Origin of the sequence: Kribbella sp. NPDC050820, from assembly GCF_040653975.1 — a bacterium.
In the GTDB taxonomy this organism is placed as follows: Bacteria; Actinomycetota; Actinomycetes; order Propionibacteriales; family Kribbellaceae; genus Kribbella.
On record NZ_JBFAHB010000100.1, the window covers coordinates 1 to 22618 of the forward strand.

27 protein-coding genes are annotated in these 22618 nt (G+C 69.7%); 6 read left to right on the forward strand and 21 right to left on the reverse strand.

Features of this window, described 5'->3' with window-relative positions; translation table 11 throughout:
* Nucleotides 1-418 precede the first annotated feature (418 nt).
* From AB0H36_RS43665 to AB0H36_RS43710, 10 genes are all read right to left on the reverse strand, one after another.
* Entirely contained in the window at nucleotides 419-1192 is a 774-nt protein-coding gene (locus tag AB0H36_RS43665; RefSeq protein WP_360537276.1) for a hypothetical protein, read from the reverse strand.
* Nucleotides 1189-2145: an ABC transporter ATP-binding protein gene (locus AB0H36_RS43670; RefSeq protein ID WP_360537278.1), complete on the reverse strand. Its 957-nt coding sequence runs from the start codon at nucleotides 2143-2145 to the stop codon at nucleotides 1189-1191. Before AB0H36_RS43670 ends, AB0H36_RS43665 begins: the two co-directional genes overlap by 4 nt.
* Entirely contained in the window at nucleotides 2145-2504 is a 360-nt protein-coding gene (locus tag AB0H36_RS43675; protein WP_360537280.1) for a GntR family transcriptional regulator, read from the reverse strand. Before AB0H36_RS43675 ends, AB0H36_RS43670 begins: the two co-directional genes overlap by 1 nt.
* An 85-nt stretch (nucleotides 2505-2589) precedes the next feature.
* Nucleotides 2590-3333: a GPP34 family phosphoprotein gene (locus tag AB0H36_RS43680; protein WP_360537282.1), complete on the reverse strand. Its 744-nt coding sequence runs from the start codon at nucleotides 3331-3333 to the stop codon at nucleotides 2590-2592.
* A complete protein-coding gene (locus AB0H36_RS43685; protein WP_360537284.1) occupies nucleotides 3326-3535 on the reverse strand; it encodes a hypothetical protein in 210 nt (69 codons plus the stop codon). Before AB0H36_RS43685 ends, AB0H36_RS43680 begins: the two co-directional genes overlap by 8 nt.
* Nucleotides 3536-3544: 9 nt before the next feature.
* On the reverse strand, nucleotides 3545-4456 hold the full coding sequence (locus AB0H36_RS43690) for an SPFH domain-containing protein (protein ID WP_360537286.1): 912 nt from the start codon (nucleotides 4454-4456) through the stop codon (nucleotides 3545-3547).
* A gap of 85 nt (nucleotides 4457-4541) precedes the next feature.
* Nucleotides 4542-5234, reverse strand: coding sequence for an aminotransferase class IV (locus AB0H36_RS43695; protein ID WP_360537288.1), 693 nt, complete (start codon nucleotides 5232-5234; stop codon nucleotides 4542-4544).
* Nucleotides 5231-6607 (reverse strand): aminodeoxychorismate synthase component I, encoded by a 1377-nt coding sequence (pabB, locus tag AB0H36_RS43700; protein WP_360537290.1) that lies wholly within the window; start codon nucleotides 6605-6607, stop codon nucleotides 5231-5233. Before pabB ends, AB0H36_RS43695 begins: the two co-directional genes overlap by 4 nt.
* A gap of 41 nt (nucleotides 6608-6648) precedes the next feature.
* Entirely contained in the window at nucleotides 6649-7428 is a 780-nt protein-coding gene (locus AB0H36_RS43705; RefSeq protein WP_360537292.1) for a class I SAM-dependent methyltransferase, read from the reverse strand.
* Between the two features lie 88 nt (nucleotides 7429-7516).
* Nucleotides 7517-8221, reverse strand: a complete 705-nt coding sequence (locus tag AB0H36_RS43710) for a metal-dependent transcriptional regulator (protein ID WP_360537294.1) — start codon at nucleotides 8219-8221, stop codon at nucleotides 7517-7519.
* A gap of 125 nt (nucleotides 8222-8346) precedes the next feature.
* On the opposite strand from AB0H36_RS43710, the gene AB0H36_RS43715 reads away from it, so the two are divergent.
* From AB0H36_RS43715 to AB0H36_RS43730, 4 genes are all read left to right on the forward strand, one after another.
* The gene (locus tag AB0H36_RS43715; RefSeq protein WP_360537296.1) at nucleotides 8347-9657 is read left to right on the forward strand and encodes a deoxyribodipyrimidine photo-lyase; all 1311 of its coding nucleotides are present in this window, start codon (nucleotides 8347-8349) and stop codon (nucleotides 9655-9657) included.
* A 73-nt stretch (nucleotides 9658-9730) separates the two neighbouring features.
* Nucleotides 9731-10123 (forward strand): GntR family transcriptional regulator, encoded by a 393-nt coding sequence (locus tag AB0H36_RS43720; protein WP_360537298.1) that lies wholly within the window; start codon nucleotides 9731-9733, stop codon nucleotides 10121-10123.
* Nucleotides 10120-11004: an ABC transporter ATP-binding protein gene (locus AB0H36_RS43725; protein WP_360537300.1), complete on the forward strand. Its 885-nt coding sequence runs from the start codon at nucleotides 10120-10122 to the stop codon at nucleotides 11002-11004. Before AB0H36_RS43720 ends, AB0H36_RS43725 begins: the two co-directional genes overlap by 4 nt.
* The gene (locus AB0H36_RS43730) at nucleotides 11001-12053 is read left to right on the forward strand and encodes an ABC transporter permease (protein WP_360537302.1); all 1053 of its coding nucleotides are present in this window, start codon (nucleotides 11001-11003) and stop codon (nucleotides 12051-12053) included. The genes AB0H36_RS43725 and AB0H36_RS43730 overlap by 4 nt, the downstream gene beginning before the upstream one ends.
* Here the strand turns inward: AB0H36_RS43730 and AB0H36_RS43735 are convergent.
* The 3 genes from AB0H36_RS43735 to AB0H36_RS43745 all read right to left on the reverse strand — a co-directional run bounded on the left by AB0H36_RS43735 (nucleotide 12019) and on the right by AB0H36_RS43745 (nucleotide 14461).
* Nucleotides 12019-13350: an APC family permease gene (locus AB0H36_RS43735; protein WP_360537304.1), complete on the reverse strand. Its 1332-nt coding sequence runs from the start codon at nucleotides 13348-13350 to the stop codon at nucleotides 12019-12021. The two genes, AB0H36_RS43730 and AB0H36_RS43735, sit on opposite strands and share 35 nt — an antisense overlap.
* A complete protein-coding gene (locus tag AB0H36_RS43740) occupies nucleotides 13307-13831 on the reverse strand; it encodes a hypothetical protein (RefSeq protein ID WP_360537306.1) in 525 nt (174 codons plus the stop codon). Before AB0H36_RS43740 ends, AB0H36_RS43735 begins: the two co-directional genes overlap by 44 nt.
* Nucleotides 13832-13903: 72 nt before the next feature.
* Entirely contained in the window at nucleotides 13904-14461 is a 558-nt protein-coding gene (locus AB0H36_RS43745) for a hypothetical protein (protein ID WP_360537308.1), read from the reverse strand.
* Between the two features lie 83 nt (nucleotides 14462-14544).
* On the opposite strand from AB0H36_RS43745, the gene AB0H36_RS43750 reads away from it, so the two are divergent.
* Nucleotides 14545-14799: a hypothetical protein gene (locus AB0H36_RS43750; RefSeq protein ID WP_360537310.1), complete on the forward strand. Its 255-nt coding sequence runs from the start codon at nucleotides 14545-14547 to the stop codon at nucleotides 14797-14799.
* Here the strand turns inward: AB0H36_RS43750 and AB0H36_RS43755 are convergent.
* From AB0H36_RS43755 to AB0H36_RS43775, 5 genes are all read right to left on the reverse strand, one after another.
* The gene (locus tag AB0H36_RS43755; protein ID WP_360537312.1) at nucleotides 14796-15635 is read right to left on the reverse strand and encodes a class II fructose-bisphosphate aldolase; all 840 of its coding nucleotides are present in this window, start codon (nucleotides 15633-15635) and stop codon (nucleotides 14796-14798) included. The two genes, AB0H36_RS43750 and AB0H36_RS43755, sit on opposite strands and share 4 nt — an antisense overlap.
* 11 nt (nucleotides 15636-15646) lie before the next feature.
* Complete coding sequence (locus AB0H36_RS43760; protein WP_360537314.1) at nucleotides 15647-16552, reverse strand: hexose kinase; 906 nt, start codon at nucleotides 16550-16552, stop codon at nucleotides 15647-15649.
* Nucleotides 16553-16559: 7 nt separating this feature from the next.
* Nucleotides 16560-17690 (reverse strand): N-acetylglucosamine-6-phosphate deacetylase, encoded by a 1131-nt coding sequence (nagA, locus tag AB0H36_RS43765; RefSeq protein WP_360537315.1) that lies wholly within the window; start codon nucleotides 17688-17690, stop codon nucleotides 16560-16562.
* A complete protein-coding gene (locus AB0H36_RS43770) occupies nucleotides 17687-18637 on the reverse strand; it encodes an ROK family protein (protein WP_360537317.1) in 951 nt (316 codons plus the stop codon). The genes nagA and AB0H36_RS43770 overlap by 4 nt, the downstream gene beginning before the upstream one ends.
* A 145-nt stretch (nucleotides 18638-18782) precedes the next feature.
* Nucleotides 18783-19409 (reverse strand): TetR family transcriptional regulator, encoded by a 627-nt coding sequence (locus tag AB0H36_RS43775; protein WP_360537319.1) that lies wholly within the window; start codon nucleotides 19407-19409, stop codon nucleotides 18783-18785.
* Between the two features lie 292 nt (nucleotides 19410-19701).
* Here AB0H36_RS43775 and AB0H36_RS43780 point away from each other — a divergent pair, with 292 nt between their 5' ends.
* Entirely contained in the window at nucleotides 19702-20421 is a 720-nt protein-coding gene (locus tag AB0H36_RS43780) for a hypothetical protein (RefSeq protein WP_360537321.1), read from the forward strand.
* On the opposite strand, the gene AB0H36_RS43785 is transcribed toward AB0H36_RS43780, so the two are convergent.
* From AB0H36_RS43785 to AB0H36_RS43795, 3 genes are read right to left on the reverse strand one after another with little or no spacing between them, the layout of a single operon-like run.
* Nucleotides 20418-21032 (reverse strand): CGNR zinc finger domain-containing protein, encoded by a 615-nt coding sequence (locus tag AB0H36_RS43785; protein ID WP_360537323.1) that lies wholly within the window; start codon nucleotides 21030-21032, stop codon nucleotides 20418-20420. The genes AB0H36_RS43780 and AB0H36_RS43785 overlap by 4 nt on opposite strands.
* Before the next feature lie 7 nt (nucleotides 21033-21039).
* Nucleotides 21040-22035, reverse strand: a complete 996-nt coding sequence (locus tag AB0H36_RS43790; RefSeq protein ID WP_360537325.1) for an SPFH domain-containing protein — start codon at nucleotides 22033-22035, stop codon at nucleotides 21040-21042.
* Nucleotides 22035-22325: a hypothetical protein gene (locus AB0H36_RS43795; protein WP_360537327.1), complete on the reverse strand. Its 291-nt coding sequence runs from the start codon at nucleotides 22323-22325 to the stop codon at nucleotides 22035-22037. Before AB0H36_RS43795 ends, AB0H36_RS43790 begins: the two co-directional genes overlap by 1 nt.
* Between the last annotated feature and the right edge of the window lie 293 nt (nucleotides 22326-22618).

Consider the following 22618-nt stretch of genomic DNA (forward strand, 5'->3'; position numbering starts at 1 on the left):
AGGGCGCCTTGCAGCGCCACCGGATCCAGCGGACCGCGAAGCTCGATCGCCTTCGGTTCGTGGTACGTGTTCGCCCCGGGGTTCAGCTGGCCTCCGAGTATGAGTCGGAGGGGCCCCGCAATAGCTGAAGGAAGGTGACGTCTCCAGCCTCCCGAACGAATCCGTGGGGCCGGCAGACCCCGTCACCGGTCTACCTCGGTGGGGATCCCCACCGCCAGGGTCCTCGGTTTCCGTTCGACCCGCCGCTCAGATCAGAAGCGGCGTGTCGATATTTTTACCGCTGTCGCCGGGGGCCGCACAACCCTTTCCTGCCGAGAGATTTCGTCAATTCGCCACCGACTGCGTGTCGTCCACAGTGATACCGGAACCATCCACAGGTATCCCCCGACTTATACACACCCCCTGTGCATAACTGGGCTCAACTCTTCGACGGTTTGAGACCCATCGGGCGCAGCAGCAGGTAGCCCGCGTAGCACCCGAGGGCGCTGACCACCAGGATGGACGGCGCGGCGACGGCCAGTGGTGGACGGTGGTAGTCAAGTCGGCTCAGCACGTCGGCGAGCCACTGAGCGATCAACAGGAACTCGGCGGCCGCTGCCGGGAGCACCGCGAGCGGCAGCATCAGCACACCGCGCCAGAAGCCGAACCGGTAGAACGTGATGCCGAGCAGCCAACCGGCAGCCTCGTGCGACAGGATCAGCAGGAAGAACTCGGTGAAGATCAGCCCGCGCTGCGAGGTGTCGGTGAACAGGTGCGGGTTCTGCAGGGCCTGCGACCACCCCTGCGAGCTGTAGACGGCGTGCTCGACCTGGTACACGAGCACCCACAACGCCGCGGTCGCGAGCGCGGCGCCGGTGAGATAGATGCCCGCGGCAACGGAGAACATCCGCCGGGTGACACCTTGCGCGATCAGCAACGTGAAGAAGCCCGGCGTCAGCGTGATGCCCATCGCCATCGAGAAGTACTTCGGCGACTGGGTGCCGAAGTCCCACATGCTTTGGTCGAGCCCGCCGGTGGCGATCAGGAAGCCGACGCCGATCGCGGTGAACGACACCAGCATCACGACCCAGTACCCGAGCACTGCCGGCCGGGTGCCGACCACCATCGCCAGCAGCACTTGCCGCAGCCGGTGCGTCGCGGTGGTTCCGCGCGGCAGCGCGTACGCCGGTGCCGCCTCGTCGAGCGTGGTCACGCGCGGGCCCCCTTGCCGTTCGACGTCAGGTGCACGAAGAGGTCCTGCAGTCCCACCGGCCCGATCTCGAGCCCGGCGGCACTCGCCTGGGCGACCAGGTCGGGGTCGAGGTCGCCCAGCACGGTGGTCGACTTGGTGCCGCCGAGCCGATCCTCCGCGAGCACGGTGAGCCCGGCGGTGAACCTGTCGACCGCAGCCGCCGGCCCGACGATCGAGGCCCCACGACCGCGCAGCGAGTCCACCGGCGACTGGGTGACCAGGCGGCCGCTGTCCAGGATGACGACCTCCTCGAGCATCGTGCTGACCTCGCTGACCAGGTGGGTCGACAGCACGATCGTGCGCGGGACCTCGGTGTAGTCGGCGAGCAGCGCGTCGTAGAACAGGTTGCGGGACGGCACGTCCATGCCGAGGTAGGTCTCGTCGAAGATCGTCAGCGGCGCGCGGCTGGCCAGCCCGAGCACGACGCCGAGCGCGGACTTCTTACCGCGGGACAGCTTGTGCACCTTCTTGCCGGTCGGCACCTCGAAGCGGTCCAGCAGGTCACCGGCGAGCTCGCTGTCCCAGTACGGTCGCAGGCTGGCGGCGAGACCGAGCACGTGTTTGACGGGCGCCGACGCGACCAGGTCGCCCGACTCGCGGATCAGGCAGATCCGGCTGGTGACAACCGCGTTCTCGTAGGGCTCGGCCGCCGTATCGAGGTGGCCGCCCTCGATCAGGACGCGGCCCTCGTCCGGCTGCCGGAAGCCGGCCAGCGTCGCGGCCAGGGTGCTCTTGCCGGAGCCGTTGCGGCCGAGCAGGCCGTGGATCTTGCCCGGCGCCAGTCGCAGGTCGAGCCGGTCCAGCGCGGGCTCACCGGCGAACCGGACCGAGAGGTTCTCCGTCCGGGCCGCGAGCGGTGGCTCGGGGTCCGTCGTACGCACGAGCTCGGTGGTTTCCAAGGTGCGGTTGGTCATCACGCGTCCCCGTAGGTTCGGATGTGCTGGACGACGTCCTTGAGCGGTACGCCGATCGCCTTGGCCTCCCGGATCATCGGGTCGACCACGTCGGCGAAGAACGAGTCACGCCGGCCGGTGCGGAGCAGCTCGCGCGCGTTCGGGCTGACGAACATCCCGATCCCGCGCTTCTTGTAGAGCACGCCCTCGTCGACCAGCTGGGCGAACCCTTTCGCCGCGGTGGCCGGGTTGATCCGGTAGAACGCGGCGTACTGGTTCGTCGACATCACCTGCTCGTCCTCGGCGAGGGCGCCGGTGACGATGTCGTTCTTGATCTGCTCGGCGATCTGCAGGTAGATCGGACTCCGGTCGTCGAACATCCCGGCCCTCCTCTCACCGACGGCAGGTTCTTAGGTTCATTACTTGAGTAACGAACCATAGCACCCAGCCGGGTTCACCGGTCAACTATCCGCCGGCCTGGCTGCTCGACTGCTGCAAGGCCTTCTTCAGAGCCGGCACCACCGGACCGACCCGTACGGCGAGTTGCGCCAGCCGATCCTTGTGCCGTTTGCGCTGGTCCTTGGTCAGGACGGTGCGCAGGTCGCCGGTCGCGGCGAGGGTGACGACTGCTGCGTCGCGAAGATCGACCCGGGTGACCAGTCGGGACGGCCGGAGCGTGTCCGTCGCGTTGCGCAGGAGCTGACGCCGTACGAGCGGGTGCCGCAACGTGATGCGGTCGGCGGGGAACACACCGAGGATGCGGTAGCGCTCGACCTTGATCAGCCGGGCGCGTTCGAGCTCGTCGCGGACGTCACGGACGATCCGGCCGTGCCGCCGGTCGATCCAGGTCCGCCACTTGCGCGGGCCGATCCGGCGGATGTCGTTCAGCACCGCAGCCAGGACCGGGTCGGCCGGATCGGCCGCCTTGGTCAGCCGAGCCCGGCCGTTGTCGTCGGCAAGGTTCCCACGCAGCTGCAGGTCGGCGAGCGCGGCCGCGCGCAGGACCCGGCCCAGCCTTGTGTATCGTCCATTCAGGCGGCCGGTGGTCGGGTCGTAGGCGAGCAGGAAAAGCCTTGCAGCCAAGGCCTCCGGGGCCTTCACCCTGCCCAGCGCGGCGACCTGAGGACGACGGACCGGAGGCCGTCGCGGCAGCGTCCCGCGACTGCCCCGCACCAGGGTCAGATGGTTGCCTGAGGCGACTTTACTCATCGTCTTCCTCCTTTGACGGGCGGCCTGGCCGGCGCATCTTACCGGCTCCGGAGGGGAGCCGGCCGGCGTCGGCGAGCGCCCGGCGCAGCAGGTACTCGATCTGGGCGTTGGTGCTGCGCAGGTCGTCGGCTGCCCAGCGGGCCAGCGCGTCGTGCACCACGGGATCCAGCCGGAGCAGGACCTTCTTGCGTTCGACGGCCACGTCGAACGCTCACTGGTAGAGCGTGCCGGTGTTCACGACCGGTTGAGCATCCCGATCGCCACACAGGACCACCATCAGATTGCTGACCATGGTCGCCTTGCGCTCCTCGTCCAGCTCCACGACCTCGTGCTCGGACAGCCGGGCCAGCGCGAGCTCGACCATGCCGACCGCACCTTCGACGATCCGCTGGCGAGCGGCCACGACGGCGCCGGCCTGCTGGCGGCGCAGCATCGCCTGGGCGATCTCCGGCGCGTAGGCCAGGTGGGTGATCCGGGACTCGATCACCCGGACCCCGGCGGCCTGCACCCGGGCGGAGATCTCGGCCGACAGCGTCTCGGTAATCTCGTCGGTGCTGTCCCGCAGCGACAGCGCGCCGTCCTCGGTGTGCACGTCGTACGGGTAGCTGTTCGCGATGTGCCGGACCGCGGTCTCGGTCTGGATCGCGACGAACTCGACGAAGTCGTCCACCTCGAACGTCGCCTGCGCGGTGTCCTCGACCTGCCAGACCACCACCGCGGCGATCTCGATCGGGTTGCCGTCGGCATCGTTGACCTTGGCAACGGCGGTCTCGTGGTTGCGGATCCGGGTGGACACTTCCTTGCGGGTGGAGATCGGGTTCACCCAGCGGAGTCCGTCGGTGCGGATCGTCCCGGCGTACCGCCCGAGGATCTGCAGCACCCGCGCGCGGCCCGGCGCCACCGGCGTCAGCCCACCGGCCACGATCAGCCCGGCCAGGAAGACCAGGATCGAGATCGCGACCACGGCGCCCTGCCCGGCCCCGATCCCGACGACGAACAGCACCACGCCGGCGACCACCAGCACGAACGCGAGCGCCGCCATCGGCCACCCGTTGACCTCCCACGCCACCCGCTCGGTCACCTTCGGGGCCGGCATCTCCACCGCAACATCCAGGTCCGCCATCACATGCTCCTCTCGATAGCCTCAAGGTAGCATTGTGATATCACTTTTTCAACACAATTTGGCCGCCGTACGGCAGCGGCGGGTGCTACAGGGGCTGAGCGAGGTCGGTCAGGCGTTGCTGCCAGGTGGTGGACTGGGAGTTGGGGAGCGGGTCGATCGCGGAGTCGGACCAGGCGTGGATCGGGCGGATGCCGTGCAGGGCGTTGAGGAGCCAGACCTCGCAGGACTGAAGGTCGGCAGGGGTGGCCGGGCGTTCCACGACCTCGACGCCTTGGGCCTCGGCGATCCGGCGGAGCAGCTTGGCCGTGACCGACGGGAGCAGCGGGCGGTCGGACGGCGGGAAGCACAGTACGTCGTCGTCCCACCAGGCGATGGCGGAGTACGCCGCCTCCAGCACGGTGCCGTCCTCGTCGAGCAGCAGGATCTCGTCGGCGCGGTTGGCCACGGTCTCCCGAAGTTTGCCGAGGAGCTCCAGGTCCGGGCCCTTCACCCGCGGCGCCGTCCGCGGATCCGGACCGTCATGGACGACGACCCGGAGACGTCCCCCGATCGGCGGAGCCGGCCGGAGCTGGACGGCCAGCTCACCGGAGTCCTTCAGCTCGAAGCGCGGGAACCAGCGCCCGAACCCGGGCAGCCGGCCGAGCTGCTCGGCCCAGAACCCCGAAGCGTCGACACCGGCCGCAGCACACGACCCGACGAACCGCTCCCGGTGCAGGTCGATCCCCCGGACCCGCCCGTTGGCCACCAGGAACGAGTCCGCCACCTGCAAACCACTCATTTCCCCCACCCTTCGGCCGCGGCGTTCCCGCCCACGGCTGCCGTTGCCTTCAGCACCATTTCGTCGTACTCCGCGATCGCGTCCGAGTCGAGCACGATCGCACCCCCCGCACCGATCACGGTCTCCGACGGCGTCAGCACCGCCGTACGGATCACCACGCTGAGATTCGCTCGCCCGTCCACGGTCAGGTAGCCGAGCACTCCCGAGTACACCCCGCGCGCGCTGTCCTCGAGCTCGTCGAGGATCTCCATCGTCCGGATCTTCGGCGCCCCGGTCATCGACCCCGGCGGGAAGCAAGCCCGAACGGCGTCGACCGCGGACACCCCGGACCGCAGCCGGCCGCGCACGGTGGTGACGAGTTGGTGCACGGTCCGGTAGCTCTCGACCTGCATCAGCTGCGGCACGTGCACGGTCCCGGCCTCGCTCACCCGGCCGAGGTCGTTGCGGATCAGATCGACGATCATCAGGTTCTCGGCCCGGGTCTTCTCGTCCTCGGCGAGCGCCTTCGCGGCCAGCTTGTCCTGCATCGGGTCCGGGTCCCGCGGTGCGGTGCCCTTGATCGGCCGGCACTCGGCCCAGCCGTCCGTGTCCACGGTCAGGAACCGCTCCGGCGACGAGCTGGCCACCGCGAGGTCGCCGTACCGGAGGAAGGCGGCGTACGGCGCCGGGTTGTGGGCGCGCTGCCAGAGGAAGAAGTCGAACGGCTCGGGGACGGCGGGCAGCCGGACTCGGTTCGTCAGGCAGACCTCGTAGGTCTCGCCGGCCTCGAGGGCGGCCATGCACTTCCCGATCCCGGCCAGGTACGTCGCCCGGTCCTGCTCCAGGTGCGCTTCGAGGTCGAGCCGCGCGATCGCCGGCGGCTCGATCTCGGCCATCGACCAGTGCGAGACGATCCGCGCCGCTCGATCCAGCCAGCCGTCGTCGGCCGAGTCCAGGCTGACCAGGTAGCTGAGCTCCCGGTCGTGGTCGATGACGACGAACCGGTTCGCCCAGATCCACAGCGCGTCCGGCGTCGGCGACTCGTGCGCCACCGCTCCCCCGGTCAGCGCCTTGAGCTCGTAGCCGAAGTACCCGACGTACCCGCCGTCGAACAGCCCCGCCAGCTCCTCCGGTACGCCGTCCAGCCGGGCAGCCCTGTCCGCGATCCGCCCCTGCAACTCGGCGAACACGTCGCCGTCGGCAACCGCCCGTACGACGACCTCCGCGTCGGCGCCGAGCGTCGTACCAAGGACCGAAACCCGGCGAGCCGCCCGGTCGGTGAAGCTGCCGTCCAACCAGAACGCGACGGCTTCCCCGGCCAGCAGCTCGCGGTAGACCGTCTCACCGTCGAGCGCCCGGTCCACCACCCGCACGAACCAGCGCAGCGCACTCACACGCACACGTTACCTACCGTGGGCGCTGTTGGAGTGGGTGTTCAGGTGCCGGTCAGGGCCAGCTTGGTGCGCATGGCGGTGATTCGGCGGATCGGGATCGCGACCTCGAGGCCGTCCTTGGACTCGGCGCGGTCGGCCAGCCAGCCGGCGGCGGTCTCGCGGCGGGCGTCCGGAGTGCCGGGGAGGTAGAGCGCGTTCACCAGGCGCTGGGCGTCGTCGCGGGTGCGGATCAGGTAGACGTACCGCTCGCGCTGGCTCTCCATCACGTGGAAGCCGGCGTGGTGCAGCTTGTCCTTCAGCTCGGTGATCTCGCCACCGGCCGGGAACTGCGGGGTCGACCGCAGCCGCGTGGTCAGCCCGCTCAGCGTGCGGATGTCACCGCGCCGCAGCGGCCGGACGGCCGGCACGATCGCGGCCAGGACGCCGCCGCGCCGCAGCACCCGGGCCGCCTCGGACAGCACCGCGGGCAGCGGCTGCAGGACCGCCAGGCCCATCGAGCACGTGACGACGTCGAAGACCTCGTTCGCGAACGGCAGGTGCAGCGCGTCCGCCTGCACCTTCGGGCCCGGCGCGCCGGCGAGCTGGACCGGGTTGTTGTCGACGCCGACGACCCAGCGTCCGTACAGCTCCCGGGCTACCGGGCCGTTGCCACACGCCAGGTCGAGCACCCGGCGCGCCTCACCGGAGACGGCGCGCACCAGCCAGCGGTACGGCGTGTGGTCGCCTGCCACCGCGCGGGACAGCAGGGCTTCGGTGCTGCCCGGCGTCGCGGAGTGGAACTCCCGCAGGTACGCCGGCCAGTCGATCGCGTTCTCAGACATTGCGGACGGATGCTACTCCTCGACCACACGCTGTACAGCATCGAGCGCTCAGCGTCGATCGTCTTAATACAGCTTTGAAGTACGAACCTCAGACCCGGCTGACGAAGATGTGCCCGGCCGTCTCGTCACTGATCACACCGCCGGCGTCCCGGCTGCCGACCAGCACGCCCTCGGCGTCCAGCGTGGAGTCGACCTCGCGGCCCGGCAGCGCGCCGGCCTTGCGCAGCACCGCCATCGCGCCGTCGTCGGTCTGCACCGGCTCGGCGATCCGGCGGACCAGCACCCGGACGCTCTCCCCGGTGGCCTGGTCGAGCACCTTGTCCAGCGGCTCCACGCCGATCCGGAACTCCTCGATGCCACTCGCCTGACCGTCCTTGAGCAGCTCCTCCAGGCCCGGGATCGGGTTGCCGTACGGCGACTCGGTCGGGTTGTCGAGGATCTTCAGCAGCCGCAGCTCGACCGCGTCGCTCATCACGTGCTCCCAGCGGCAGGCCTCGGCGTGCACGTCCTCCCACTCGAGCCCGATCACGTCGACCAGCAACCGCTCGGCCAGCCGGTGCTTGCGCATCACCCGGGTCGCCTGCTTGCGGCCGACGTCGGTGAGCTCGAGATGCCGGTCGCCCTCGACCGTGACGAGCCCGTCGCGCTCCATCCGCGCCACCGTCTGGCTGACCGTCGGGCCGGACTGGTGCAGCCGCTCGGCGATCCGCGCGCGCAGCGGGAGGATGCCCTCTTCCTCGAGCTCGTAGATGGTCCGCAGGTACATCTCGGTGGTATCGATCAGCTCGCTCACGAAAACCATTCTCGCCTATGCAGGCAAGCCTTACCCAATCCGCGTGAACTCCGCCCCTCCGGCGCACGGACAGTTGCCGACGTTTCAGTTCGCTTACAGGCCGTTGTGGGCACCAGGATGCGGTGATGAGTCCTGCGGTGATGTGGTTCCGGCGTGATCTTCGGCTGGCGGACAATCCGGCGTTGCTGGACGCGGTCGCCGCCGGGGACGGGCGCGTCGTCGGCTTGTTCGTGCTGGATCCAGCGCTGTGGGAGCCCGCAGGTGAGCCTCGGCGGGAGCATCTGACCGCGTCGCTGCGGAGCCTGTCCGAGTCGATCGGCGGCAAGTTCGTCGTACGGCGTGGAGACCCCGCCGATGTGGTCCCGGCGGTCGCGAAGGAGGTCGGCGCGGCGAGTGTCCACATCAGCGCGGACCATGCGCCGTACGGGCGTCGCCGGGATGCCGCGGTCGAGGAAGCTCTGGACTGTCCGCTGGTCGTGACGGGGTCGCCGTACGCGGTCGCGCCTGGGCGGGTGCTCAACAAGCAGGATCGGTCCTACCAGGTGTTCACGCCGTACTTCCGCGCCTGGCTGGACCATGGGTGGCGGCGGCCGGTCGACCCGCCCTCGAAGGTGCGCTGGGTCGGTCTCGACGGCGAGTCATTGCCCAGGTCAACGGTCGACGGCGCGGGCGAGCAGGCTGCGCTGGACCACTGGCACGACTACCTGGACGACGTCGCGCAGTACGACGACGAGCGCGACCGACCCGATCTCGACAGCACCTCGCGGATGTCGATCCCGCTGAAGTACGGCGAGATCCACCCGCGCACCATGCTCGCCGACCTGGCCCGCAAACGCAGCGCCGGCGCGGAGGTGTACCGGCGCGAGCTCGCCTGGCGCGAGTTCTGCGCCGACCTGCTGGCGCGGAACCCGCACGCGGCGTGGAAGCCGTTGCGGCCGGAGTTCGAGCGGATGGAGTACGACGAGCCCGGCGAGCTCTTCGACGCCTGGCGCGAGGGGCGGACCGGGTTCCCGTTCGTGGACGCCGGAATGCGACAGCTCGCCGAGTCCGGCTTCATGCACAACCGCGTGCGGATGGTCGTCGCCTCCTTCCTGGTCAAGGACCTGCACGTGCACTGGAAGTACGGCGCCCGCTGGTTCATGCAGTCGCTGCGCGACGGCGACCTCGCGTCGAACTCGCTGAACTGGCAGTGGGTGGCCGGCTGCGGCGCGGACGCGGCGCCGTACTTCCGGATCTTCAATCCGGTCGGGCAGGGCACGAAGTTCGACCCGGACGGCGCGTACGTCCGCCGCTGGGTGCCCGAGCTGCGGCAGCTCGACGGCAAGGCCGCCCACGAACCGTGGAAGCACGGTGGCGCCGACGGCTACCCGGACCCGGTCGTCGACCACGCCGAGGCCCGCCGCGAGGCGCTCCGCCGGTACGACGCCATCCGCTGATCCGCCCCACCTCTTGACTTGGTCTTGCATCACACCCCTATAGTGCTAGTTACCTAGATGAATGGGGTTGTAGATGATCGAGTTCCATCTGGACGGCCGGTCGGGGGTTTCGCCGTACCAGCAGATCGTTCAGCAGACCCGGAACGCGCTGCGGCTCGGGCTGCTGCGGAAGGGGGACCAGCTGCCGACCGTGAAGGACGTGGTCGCGACGCTGGCGATCAACCCGAACACGGTGCTCAAGGCGTACCGCGAGCTCGAGCACGAAGGCCTGGTGCAGGCCCGCCCCGGCCGCGGCACCTTCGTCACCCGGACGCTGACCGACAACACGCTCGCGGCCCACGGCCCGCTCCGCCAGGACCTCCGCCGCTGGCTCACCAAGGCCCGCAAAGCCGGCCTCGACGACGAAAGCATCGAGGCGTTGTTCATGACAACCTTTCGGACCGCCTCTGAGGAGGACATAGCATGACCGCGGTGCTGCAGGCCCACGGGCTGGGGAAGAGGTATGGGCGGCGGTGGGCGTTGGCCGACTGCGACTTGGAAGTGCCTTCGGGGCATGTGGTTGGGCTGGTGGGGCCCAACGGTGCCGGTAAGAGCACGTTGCTGAATCTGGCGGTGGGCATGCTGACTCCGACGACGGGGGCGGTCGAGGTGCTGGAGGCGCCGGCCGGGACGCAGCAGGCGAAGGTCGGGTACGTCGCGCAGGACACGCCGACGTACAGCCGGCTGAGTGTTGCCGACCACCTGAAGCTGGGCGCTCGGCTGAATCCGGCGTGGGACGATTCTCTTGCACAGCAACGGATTCAGGGTCTCGGATTCGACCTGAAGCAGCGAGCAGGCAAGCTGTCGGGCGGGCAGCGGGCGCAGCTCGCGCTGACGCTCGGCCTGGCGAAGCGGCCGGAGTTGCTGATCCTCGACGAGCCGGTAGCGGCGCTCGATCCGCTGGCTCGGCGCGAGTTCCTGCAGGACTTGATGGAAGCGGTCGCCGAGCAGGAGTTGAGTGTCCTGCTGTCGTCGCACCTCGTCTCCGACCTCGAACGCGCCTGCGACTACCTGATCGTGCTGGTCGATTCGCGGGTGCAGGTGAGCGGCGAGATCGACACCTTGCTGGCCACGCACGTGCGGCTCACCGGGCCGCGGAAGAACGCGAAGGATCTGCCGCGCGACCAGCACGTGGTGACCGAGAGCCACACGGACCGGCAGTCCACGTTCCTGATCCGGACCGACCAGCCGATCCTCGACCCGGCCTGGAACGTCACCCACCTCACGCTCGAGGACCTGGTCCTGGCCTACATGGCCCGCAACGTCCCGGCTCAGCCCGAGCGTCCGGTTCTGGAGGTGCAGCGATGATCTGGCTGACCTGGCGGCAGTTCCGTGTCCAGCTCCTGGTGGTCGCCTCGGCGATCGCCGCCGCGATCGTCTTCTTCGCGGTCACCGGGCCGGGCCTCGCGGACGACTACGAGCGGCTGACCACCGAGTTCATCAGGAACCTCGGCCTGCAGCGGCTGAACCCGACCCTCTACATCATCGGCCAGGCACTGCTGTACGCCGTGCCACCAGTCGTCGGGGCGTTCTGGGGCGCACCGCTGATTGCCCGCGAACTGGAGACCGGGACGCACCGGCTGGTGTGGAGCCAGAGCATCGGCCGGCGGCGCTGGCTCGCGACGAAGGTCGGGTTCGCCGGCCTGTCCGCGATCGCGATCACCGGTGCCCTCAGCCTCGCGGTGACCTGGTGGGCGGATCCGATCGACGACGCGCTCAACGCCGGCCAGGACTCGAACACGTTCCTGCCGCGCATGTTCCCGCCGGTGTTCTCCGCCCGCGGCCTGGTCCCGGTCGGGTACGCCGCCTTCGCGTTCGCTCTCGGGGTCGCGGTCGGCCTCGTCGTACGGCGCACCCTCGTCGCGCTCGCGGTCACGCTGGCCACCGTGATCCTGGTCCAGATCCTCACGCCGACCTTCATCCGGCCGCACCTGATGGAGCCGACGGACCGGTACATCGTCGCCTCCACGGACAACATCCGTGGCTTCATGCTCGACGGGTCCGGGCCCGATCCACAGGTGAAGCAGATCGAGGTCGCGACCGGGGTCATCGGCGCGTGGAAGCTGTCCGACGAGACTGTCGACAAGTCCGGTAAGGCGCTGAGCACGCTGCCCTCCTGGACCATCGACTGCGAACCGGGTCCGCCGCCGGGTATGCGCCCGGAGACGGCCCCGACGAACCCGAAGGCGGACGCGTGCTTCCAGCGGATGGCCGACGAGGGCTACCGGCAGCACGTCCGGTACTTCACGCAGGACACCTTCTGGGCACTGCAGTGGCGCGAGTTCGGATTGTTCGTCCTGCTGGCGCTCGGGCTGACCGGGTTCAGCTTCTGGCGGATCCGGCGGGATCTTTCCTGAGCCGCCGTACCAGGAGGGCGACCGCAAGCAGGGCGGCGGCCACTACAGCCGAGGTCCAGGGCAGAGTGACCGCGAGCACGACGCAACCGACCAGGCCGATCACGTTGAGGGCGCGCGGCCAGCGACGCTGATCGGCCGGTTGGGTGAACGCGGAGGCGTTCGCGATCGCGTAGTACAGCAGCACACCGAACGACGAGAAGCCGATCACGCCGCGCAGGTCGGTGGTGAGCACCAGGATCCCGACGACCACGGCGAGCGCGAGCTCGGCGTGGTGCGGGACCTGGAACCGAGGATGTACGGCGGCCAGCCAGCCGGGCAGATCGCGGTTGCGGGCCATCGCCAGCGCGGTCCGGCCGATGCCCGCGATCAGGGCGAGCAACGCACCGAGACTGGCGAGAGCGGCACCGATCCGGACTACTGGTTCGGCCCAGGCCGCGCCGACCGCCTCGGCCAGTGGTGCGGTGGTGCCGGCGGGGTCGAGCACCCGCAGCAGTCCGATGCCGACGAGCAGATAGATGCCGATGGCAATGACCAGCGCGATCGTGATGGCGCGGGGGATGGTCCGGGCGGGTTCGCGGACCTCCTCGCCCATCGTCGCGATCCGCGCGTAACCGGCGAACGCGAAGAAGAGCAGTCCGGCGGCCTGCAGGACGCCGTACACGGAGGTATCGGTGAGTGCGGGCACGTCACGGTGGGAGTCACCGGTGTACAGAAGGACGAGCACGAGGGCGAGCACTGCCAGGGTGCACCCGACGAGGATCCTGGTCAGCCGGGCGGTCCTGGTCACGCCGCGATAGTTCACCGCAGCAAGCGCAACGACGGCCGCGAGCGCAAGCAGTCGTTGCAGCCACTCGGTCTGAGGCGCCACGTACGTCGCAAACGTCAACGCCATCGCCGCGCACGACGCCGTCTTGCCGATGACGAAGCACCACCCCGCCGCGAAGCCCCACCACTCCCCCAGCCGTTCCCGGCCGTAGACGTAGGTGCCACCCGACACCGGGTACACGGCCGCCAACTGCGCCGACGAGACCGCGTTGCAGTAGGCAACAATCGCGGCGATCACCAGCCCGATCAGCAGCCCGGATCCAGCCGCCTCCGCAGCCGGCGTCCAGACCGCGAACACCCCGGCGCCGACCATTGACCCCAGGCCGATCACGACCGCGTCGGTCACGCCAAGGCGCCGCGCCAACGCGGGCTGGGAGTGCGACTGAGACCGGGCCGGCGGCGGGGTGGACGGCTGGGTGGGCGGCATCTCAGTCGCCCGCCGCCATCGCCGCAGCGATCTTCCGCTCGGCATCGGCGACGACCTCCTTGGGCGCTTCGGGCAGCAGGTCCGCCCAGAGCGGCAGCATCTCCCGCCGGGCCTCGAGCATGCCGAGCGGCCGCGGGAAGAACCACACGTGGAAGTGGGCCGAACCGTCGCCCCAACGATAGACGTGCACCCGCGCGATGTCGCCCAGTGCGAGGATCGCGCGCTCGATCCGGGCGACCACCGGCCCGTAGCTCGCGGCGACCCGGCCGGGCAGGTCGGCGAACGAGTCGTGGTGTCCGCGGCTGGCCAGCCAGACCACACCGGGGATGGTGACGTCGGCGGCGCGGCACAGCGCCCAGTCGTCATCGACCCAGAGCGGCGGCTCGTGCTCGGACTGCTCGTAGTTCGCCAGCCAGTCGCACAGGCCACACGGGTCGCCGCCGGGCTCGCCGACCCGCGGCGGCTCGGGGATCACCCGTGGCTGCGGCTCCAGGCGGACGAGTGGTTCGGCGTACGGAAGAGTCATGGCGGTCCCTCCAGAAGGTGGTTTCCACGAGTGAAACATGGCCGTTGCAGGAATTGCAACAGCCATGTTTCATCAGAACGCGACGACGCCGCGCAGCACCAGGTCGAGGGTGAGCCGGCGGACCCGGGCGCGGGACCAGTGGTGCCGGCCGCGCATGTGCACGTAGGTGAAGGTCGCGGACACCATCAGCACCTCGGCCACGTCGCTGACCCGGCCGTGCGGATGCAGCGTGCCGTCGGCCTCACCCTCGCGGAGGAACCGCTCGAACGGGTCGATGAACGACACCGGGCCGTTGCGCGCCTGCTCCTGATGGAAGACCAGGTCCGAGGACATGATGAGCGGCAGGTGCCGGTCGATCACGTCGAACAAGGCTTCCAGCGTCCGGACCAGGCCCTCGCGACCGGTGCCGGAGGCCGCCAGCACCGGCCACATCGTGTTCCGGTAGTCCTCGGCCAGCGCGTCGAGCAACGCGTTCAGCAGCGCCTCGACGGTCAACCCCTGCCGCCACAGCGTGACCCGAGAGCGACCGACCTTCTCGGCCACCCGTTCCAGTGTGACCCCGGCCCAGCCGTGCTCGGCCAGCACCGCGATGGTCGCCGTCCGCAGTGTCCCGTCCACCGTCACGGTCATCCGGCCGGCTCCTCACCCGCGAGTATTGTGCAACACAGTCGTTGCACGGCACCATGACTGTACCAAGCGCACGAGGAGTGGACGTGGACAGCAGAACCGAGATCACGCTCCGGCTCACCGACCACGAGCGGACCGGACTGACCGCGCTCGCGGCCGGCCTGCGCGAGGTGGCCGAGTCCGACGTTTCCGAGGAGGACGCCATGGTCGCCGCTCTGGAGCTTGCCCTCACCCGGTTGATCGAGGACTTCGAAGTCCCCGACCCGAAAGCCCGCGAGCAGGTCCAGGTCGCGCGTGACGAGCTGCGCGCGCACTGGGTACGCGGCAGCGCGACCCTCTAGTAGACAGCCTTCAGGACACCCAGCAGGCGGGCCACCTCGGCGGCCACGGCAGCACGGGCCGGTCCGAGGTACTTTCGCGTGTCCACCAGCTTCGGGTTCGCCTCGAGGGTCTGACGTACCGATGCGGTGAAGACGTTGTTGAGGTGGGTGGCGATGTTGACCTTCGTCATGCCGGCCTCGACGGCACGGGTCAGGTCGGGGTCGGCCACGCCGGACGAGCCGTGCAGGACGAGAGGTACGGCGACCGCCGCATGCAACTCACCGATCAGCTCGAAGTCGAGGGTGGCGGTGCGTTCGGTCATCGCGTGCGACGAGCCGACGGCGACCGCGAGCGCGTCGACCCCGGTGGCCTCGGCGAAGGCGACGGCCTCGTCGGGACGGGTCCGGGCACCGGGTGCGTGTACGCCGTCCTTGCCGCCGACCTCACCGATCTCGGCCTCGACGAAGACACCGTGGTCGTGGCAGAACTTCGTCACTTCGCCCGTCGCGGCGACGTTGTCGGCGTACTCCAGCTTCGACCCGTCGTACATGACGGAAGTGAAGCCGAGGGAGACGGCCTCGGTGACCAGGTCGCGGTCCATCGCGTGGTCGAGGTGGACGACGACCGGGACCGATGCGGCGGCCGCGGCGGCGAGCGTCGCGACACCGATCGGCTTCAGGGCGCCGTGGTACTTCACCGCGTTCTCGCTGATCTGCAGGATGACCGGCGCACCGGCCTGCTCGGCGCCGGCGATCAGCGCGATCGCGTGCTCCAACTGGATCACGTTGAACGCACCGACACCCCGACCGGCCTTGGCTGCGGCCAGCACGACCTCGGCCCCGGATACCAACGGCATGAGCTCTCCTCCTAGTTCACGGCAACCTGAGGTTGCCACCGCCGGTACGCGGCGAGATCGATGTCGCCGGCAACCGGCGTCAGTACAGCGGCAGCCGAGGCGGCGACAGCAGACTTCAGTACGACGGACCAGTCCGGCTCCGGCGTCTCCGCGACGGCTGCGGCGACGACCGCCGTACATGCATCGCCTGCGCCGGTGGGATTCCCGGACACCTTCTCGACCGGGAGCGCGCGCCACACACCCTTGTGGCTGGCGGCAACCATTCCGCGGGAGCCGTCGGTGATCACAGCCGCGGTCGCGCCGAGCTGCACGAGCTCCCGCGCGCCGTCCTCGACCGTCGTCTCGCCCAGCGCCTCCCGCAGCTCGGCCGCGTTGGACCGCACGACCGCACCAGCCTTGGCCGCGGCGGTCAGCGCGTCACCACCGGCGTCGATCACCGTCAGTACGTCGTGGTGCCGAGCCCGGACCGCGATCTCGGCGTATGCGTCGGCCGGCAGGCCCGGCGGCAGGCTGCCCGAGCACGCGAGCACTCCGAGCCGTCCCCACGGCATCCGGTCGAGGAACGCGCGCCACTCGTCTGCGGTCACCGACGGACCGGCCTCGTTGAAGATCGTCGCGTCCCCGTCTGTGCCGTTGACGACGGCAACGGTACGGCGGGTCTCGCCGGCGATCGGCGTGAGCAGGGCGGTCAGCCCGGCGTCGAAGAGCTCCTCGGCGACCAGCTCACCGGTGAGACCGCCGACGAACCCGAGCACGAGCACCTGGTGCCCGAGCGTGGACGCCACCCGGGCGACGTTCACGCCCTTGCCGCCGGCCCGCTGCCGGATCCCGCCGACGCGGTGACTGCCGCCGACGACGAGCTCGTCGACCTCGTAGGTGACGTCCAGCGCGAGGTTGAGCGTGACGGTGCCGATCATGGGCCGATCAGTCCAGCCACGACCCGGCCCGCATCACCTTCTGGACGGCGTACTCCGCGTCCAGCAGCACCAGGTCGGCCCGCTTGCCGGTCTCGATCGCGCCGACGTCGTACCAGCCGAAGGTCTGGGCCGGGGTGGTCGAGGCCATCCGGGACGCGTCCACCAGGGACACCCCGGACTTGACCGCGTTGGCGTAGGCGACGTCCATGGTCAGCGTGCTGCCGGCGATCGAGTGCGTGCCGTGGGCCAGCGTCACCAACCCGTCCTTCACGTCCACCTCTAGGTTGCCGAGCTTGTACCGGCCCTCCGGCATCCCGGTGGCCTCCATCGCGTCGGTGATCAGCGCGATCCGGCTGACGCCCGCGGCCGCCAGCGCGACCCGGACGACCTGCGGGTCCAGGTGCAGCCCGTCGTTGATCACCTCGAGCAGCAGCCGGTCGTCGTTGATCGCGGCGCCGACCGGACCGGGGTCGCGGTGGTGGAACGGCCGCATCCCGTTGAACAGGTGCGTCGCCACGGTCGCGCCGGCGTCGGCCCCGGCGATCATCTGCTCGTACGTCGCGTCGGTGTGCCCGAGCGCTGCGACCGCGCCGGCGTCGACCACCTGCCGGATCGCGTCCAGCCCGTTCTCGAGCTCCGGCGCGATCGTCACCATCCGGACGACGTCGCTCAGCACTTTCGCCACGTCGTCCGTAAGCGGAGGCCGCAGCAGCGACGGCTCGTGCGCACCGCAGCGCGCCTCGGACAGGAAGGGGCCCTCCAGGTGCACGCCCGCGATCACGCCGTCCGCAACGAGATCGGCGAGACACGCGGTCTGCGAGACGAGATCGTCGAGCGGCGACGTGACCAGGCTGGCCATGGTCGTCGTCGTACCGTGCTTGGCGTGGAAGGCCGCGACCTTGCGGGCCTCCTCCGGGTCTGTGGTCGAGTACGTCGACCCGCCGCCACCGTGGGTGTGGATGTCGACGAAACCCGGGACGACGGTGGCGTCGCCCAGGTCCTCCGGCCGCTTCCCGTCGGCCGGCATCCCGTCGGAACGACGGCCCAGGGCGACGATGTCCTCGTCGACCACCTGGATCCACGCGTTCTCCAAGACGTCGTCCGGCGTCACCAGCCGGCCCACCCTGTACGTCGTCATACCGTCCCCTCGTTCTCGTCTGCAGCTACGCGGTCCCAGGCCATCAGCGCGGCGCCGAGGCAGCCGGCGTCCTCGCCCAGTACGGCGGCGACGATCTCCGGCTCGCGCTGGAACGTGAGCCGCGCGTGGATGCCGTCGCGGAGTGGTTGCAGCAGCGTCTCGCCTGCTCCTACCAGTCCACCACCAATTGCGATCCGCGTGGGCGCCACCAGGGTCGTGTAGAGGACGAGGGCGTCGATCAGGACAGTGAGCGCGTCGTCCCAGACCTGCGCGGCATCCGGGTCACCGGCCGCGAGCAACTCCAGGACCTCGCGAGCTCCGTCCACGGTCCGCCCGGTGCGGGCGCCGTACCGGCGAGCCAGGGCGGCGGCGGAGGCGACGGTCTCGAGACAGCCCCACTGGCCGCAGGCGCACTGCTCGGCGGCGTCGCCATGCACGAACCGGGTGTGGCCGAGCTCACCGGCGTACCCGTCGCCGCTGACCAGGGAGCCGTCGACCACCATCGCGGCCGCGATCCCGGTGCCGAGCGGGAGGAACATCGAGTTGGTGGTACCGGCCAGGGCACCGTGCCGGAGCTCGGCGTACCCGCCGGCGCGCACGTCGTGGGCGAGCACGACCGGCACGCCCTCGCCGATCGCAGCCGTCAGCTCGGCGAGCACCGGCGTCCCGACCCAGGCCAGGTTCTCGGCGCTGACCGTGCCGCTGGCGGCGTCGATGACACCGGGAACGACGACGCCGATCGCACGCACCCGGTGGCCGTCGGCGGTCGCCTTCTGGCCGAGCTCGACGACTGTTTCCAGCAAGGCGTCGAGCACGGCGCGGCCCCCAGCGTCCCGGGGCGTCGGCCTGGTCTCGCGGTGCAGCACGGCACCGTCCGCGGCGACCAGGCCGCACTTCATCCGGGTTCCACCGAGATCGACGGCAACCACGACTTCACAGGGCTCCACGGAGCGCCATTATGCAGCGTTACCCGGCAGTCCGAACATCCGTGAGCAATTCTTGGACGTCGCTGTCCAGACCACCGGTGATGCTGGTCCGGTTGCGTCCGAAGAGCCGCGGGCAGGGCGCCGCGGGTAATCGGCCGCCTCCGGATCAGGCGCGCAGGCCGCGGTCGAAGGCCGCGACCAGGAACGCGATCAGGTTCTCGGCCAGCTTGCCGGAGTCCTCCGCGTCCTGCAGGCCCGGTGCCCGCGACAGCGCCTGCGACTGGTGCAGGGCGAGCAGGCCGAGCATGTTCACGTACCCGAACGCGACGGAGTCCGGTGTCGCGTGCGGCAGTGCCGACTGCAGTGCGGCCAGGTACCGAGCCTCGATCGGGTCGGACTCGGCCGCGTACAGGTCGCGGATCCGCTGGCTCGGATCGAACGCGATCCGGCCGATGAACCGCGCCACCACGGCGCCCCGGTCACCCCGGCGCAGGACCAGGTCCAGCCCGGGCTCGATGAACGCCCGGATCAGCTCCTCCGGCGTCGGGCTGCCCTTGGCCTCGAGCTGATCGAGGCGGCGCCGGCGTTCGGTGTTGACCGGCGCCATCGCGCGCGCCACCGCCGCGCGCAGCAGCGCCTCCTTCGAGCCGAAGTGGTAGTTGACCGCCGCGATGTTGGCGGCTGCCGCGACCGTGATGGCGCGCAGCGACGTGCCTTCGTAACCCCCCTCGCCGAATCGTTGCTCAGCGACGTTGAGCAACCTCTCCCGGGTCGTTTCGACCGGTGTCTCCACAGAGTTCTCCTTCCCCCCGGCCACTGCTTGCTCAGGCACCCCACCTGCTCACTCGCCGTAGCCTGCAGTCAGCATAGTTCAAGCGGTCGTTTGAACAGGAGTACTCAGCTCAGTAATCTCCGAGAATTCCTCAGATTTCTCTGACACTCCTCATTTCCCGCCTGGATCGGTCTCACACCTGTGTATTTCACCGGCGGCCGGGTCGGTCCCGGCCAGTGGGACGCAAAGGTTTGTTTGGTCACTTTCTGTGGCAACGTGGCGCACCAACGGTGAGCGACTAGGGTGAGGCGGCATGTGGATCGCCAAGCGGTTTCAGGGCCCCGAGAGATCCGGCAACGGCGGTTACGTGGCCGGGCAGCTCGGGACTGCGCTGGCCGGCCTGATCGAAGCGGGGACCGTGCCGCAGGTGACCTTGCGGATGCCGCCACCCCTGGAGCGGGAGCTCGAGCTGGCCGCGGATCCGTCCGGTGCGCGGCTGACCGACGGCGAGTCGCTGGTGGCCGGCGCCGTACCGGTCGACTCCGGGTTTTTGGGCGACGCAGTAGTGGAGCCGGTGTCGGCGGAGGAGGCTCTTGCGGCCGAAGCGTCGTACAGGGGTCTGCAGAACCACCCGTTCCCGTCGTGCTTCGTGTGCGGTCCGGCCAACGAGGGTGGTCTGCAGCTCAAGCCCGGGCCGTTGGGCGACGGACGTACGGCCTGCACCTGGAAGCCGGCCGCCGACCTCGCGACCGGCGGCGACGGGCTGGTGGACGCGGTGTTCCTGTGGGCCGCGCTGGACTGTCCGGGCGGCTGGGCGATCGACCTGGAAGGCCGGCCGTCGGTGCTCGGCCAGCTGACGGTGTGCATCGACGCCCGCCCGCAGGTCGGCGAGGCCTGCGTGGCGCTCGGCCGCTACCTGGGCGAAGACGGCCGCAAGACGTTCACGGCCAGCACCTTGTACGACGCCGACGGCCGGATCCTCGCCCGCGCCCGGCACACGTGGATCGCTGTCGACCCGGCGCTCTTCAACTAACGCACCCGGGCCGCGTGAGCCCGGACCTTCGCACGGTTGCCGCAGGTCGCCATCGAGCACCAGCGCCGGCGACCGCGCGGATCGAGGAACAACCAGCCGCACGACTCCCCTGGGCACTTCCGGACGTGCGCCTGGGCATGGCCGGTCAGCAGCTCGCCCGCGAGCAACGCCACGTTGTCGAGCGGCAGCGCCAGATCCTCCGGTAGGTCCCACGTCGCGCCCTCGTCGGTACGCACGAGCTGCCGTCGGCTGGATGCTTTCTCGACCACCCGGGCCACTGCTTCGAAGGCGCCACCGGTCGCCTGGCCGGTCAGGACGTCGTACAGGTCGGCCCGGAACTCCAGGGCGGTGTGCAGCCGGCGGGTCGCCTCGGCCGGCTTGCCGCGGGCTTGGTCGATCAGGCGCGAGACGGTCGCCGGCGGCAACAGGCCGACGTACGAGTTCCAGACCAGGAAGGCCTCGTACGACGTCAGCCACTCGGTCCGGGCCGGGCCACGGACGGTGGTCCAGTCGGACCGAGTGTTGACGAAGTCGAGCACCGGGTCCGCGCCGACCGGCCGCGGCAGGACGACGCCCTGCACGAGCTCGAGATGGGACGGCAACGCGGACACCGTTTGATCAGCGGTTCGGCTGGGAGGCCTGACCGGACTGGTTCGGCGGGGTGGTCTGGGCGGTGGTCGGCACCGGGATGCTGACGTTGCCGTTCTGGGGGATCACCATGAACTGGATCGAGCCCGACTCGATCGCGGTCTTCAGCAGGTAGCCCTGCGACCCCAGCAGCGCGACCTGCTGCTTGACCGACTGCAGCTCGACGTTGACCTGCTGGTTCTTCTGCTCCTGCGTCGCCTTCGCCAGCTCAGCCCGCTGCTTGGCCTCCAGGCCGTCGATGATGCCCTTGTCCAGCGGCGTCGGCTTCTGGATCGTGAACGACAGCTCGCCGCACGGGTTGTTCCCGGTGTACGACGGCCCGCAGAAGTAGTCACCGCCGACGGCAGCCGGCAGCAGCCGGGTGAACTCCTCGGCGGCGGCCTTCTGGAAGGCCGTCTTCTTCGCCTCGTTGTTGTAGAGCTCGGCCCAGCTGTAGTTGGTCGCGACGGCCGACAGCGCGCGGTCGATCTGCGGCCGGAAGTAGCTCTGCAGCATGTCGTTCCAGCCGTCCTCCTCGTAGGCGTCGGTCTTCAGGCCGATCCGCTCGTGGAAGGACTTCAGCGTCGCCTCGTTCCGGTTCAGGGTGAAGTAGACCTGCACCCGGACGCCGAGCCGGACGTTGTCCTTGCTGACCACGGTGACCTCGTCGGCGCTGTCGGTGTCCGCGCCGTCGCCGCCGATGATGTAGGAGCGCTGGTCGATCGGGTAGGCGTAGACGGTGTCGCCCGGCCCGATCAGCTTGTTCGTCGAACCCGGCGGGATGATCGACTTGAAGGCCTTGTCCTCGACCACGCCGCCGCCGTAGTGCAGGCCGATCTTGTTCGCGTCGGTGTCGGCGAAGTTGAAGATGTTGAACAGCACGATGACGAAGATCACGGCCAGCACCACGCCGCCGATCACCTTGCCCTTGACCCCGCCGCTGCCCTTGGCCTTCACCGCGGCCGCGGCGTTCCCCAGCTTTGCCATCAGTCGTCGAGCTCCTTGCGTTCTACCAGTCGCCGGACGTCGGCGAGGGTCAGGTCGGCGGTCACCGCGACGTCCCGCGGCACCGACGGGTGCGAGCTGAGCGTACGCAGGCCCTGCTCGGCAGCCGCCACCGCCCGTTCGAGCGCCCTGGCCTCGTGCAGCAGCGCCCGGTTCTCGGCGTGCAGCTCGGCCAGCGCCTGCTCTGCCCGGGCGGCCCGGCGGTACGACGCCCACGCGAACCAGCCGGTTCCTACCAGCAGGACCAGTGGAATCAGCCCGAATCTGATCATGGCCCGATTGTCGTTCATCCCTGGGCGAAAACCGGTTGAACGGGGGTCCGGCCGGCAGTAGGTTTTCGGTACACGCGAAGGGAGGTGGTCCAACGCATGAATTGCTATCGGACTCGTGAGGTGGCGGCGGGTTGACCGCCAACCACTAGTTAGTGGGACATGTGGTCGGCCAATCCAACGCCGCCACCGGGCCCGCGGGCAGTCAGGCCAGTCCGCCTGACCCAGGAGTTCGGCCACCCGGTCGGCTGCTGGAAGCGTCCGCGGGCTTCCTTATGCCTCCGGCACCGGGCAGT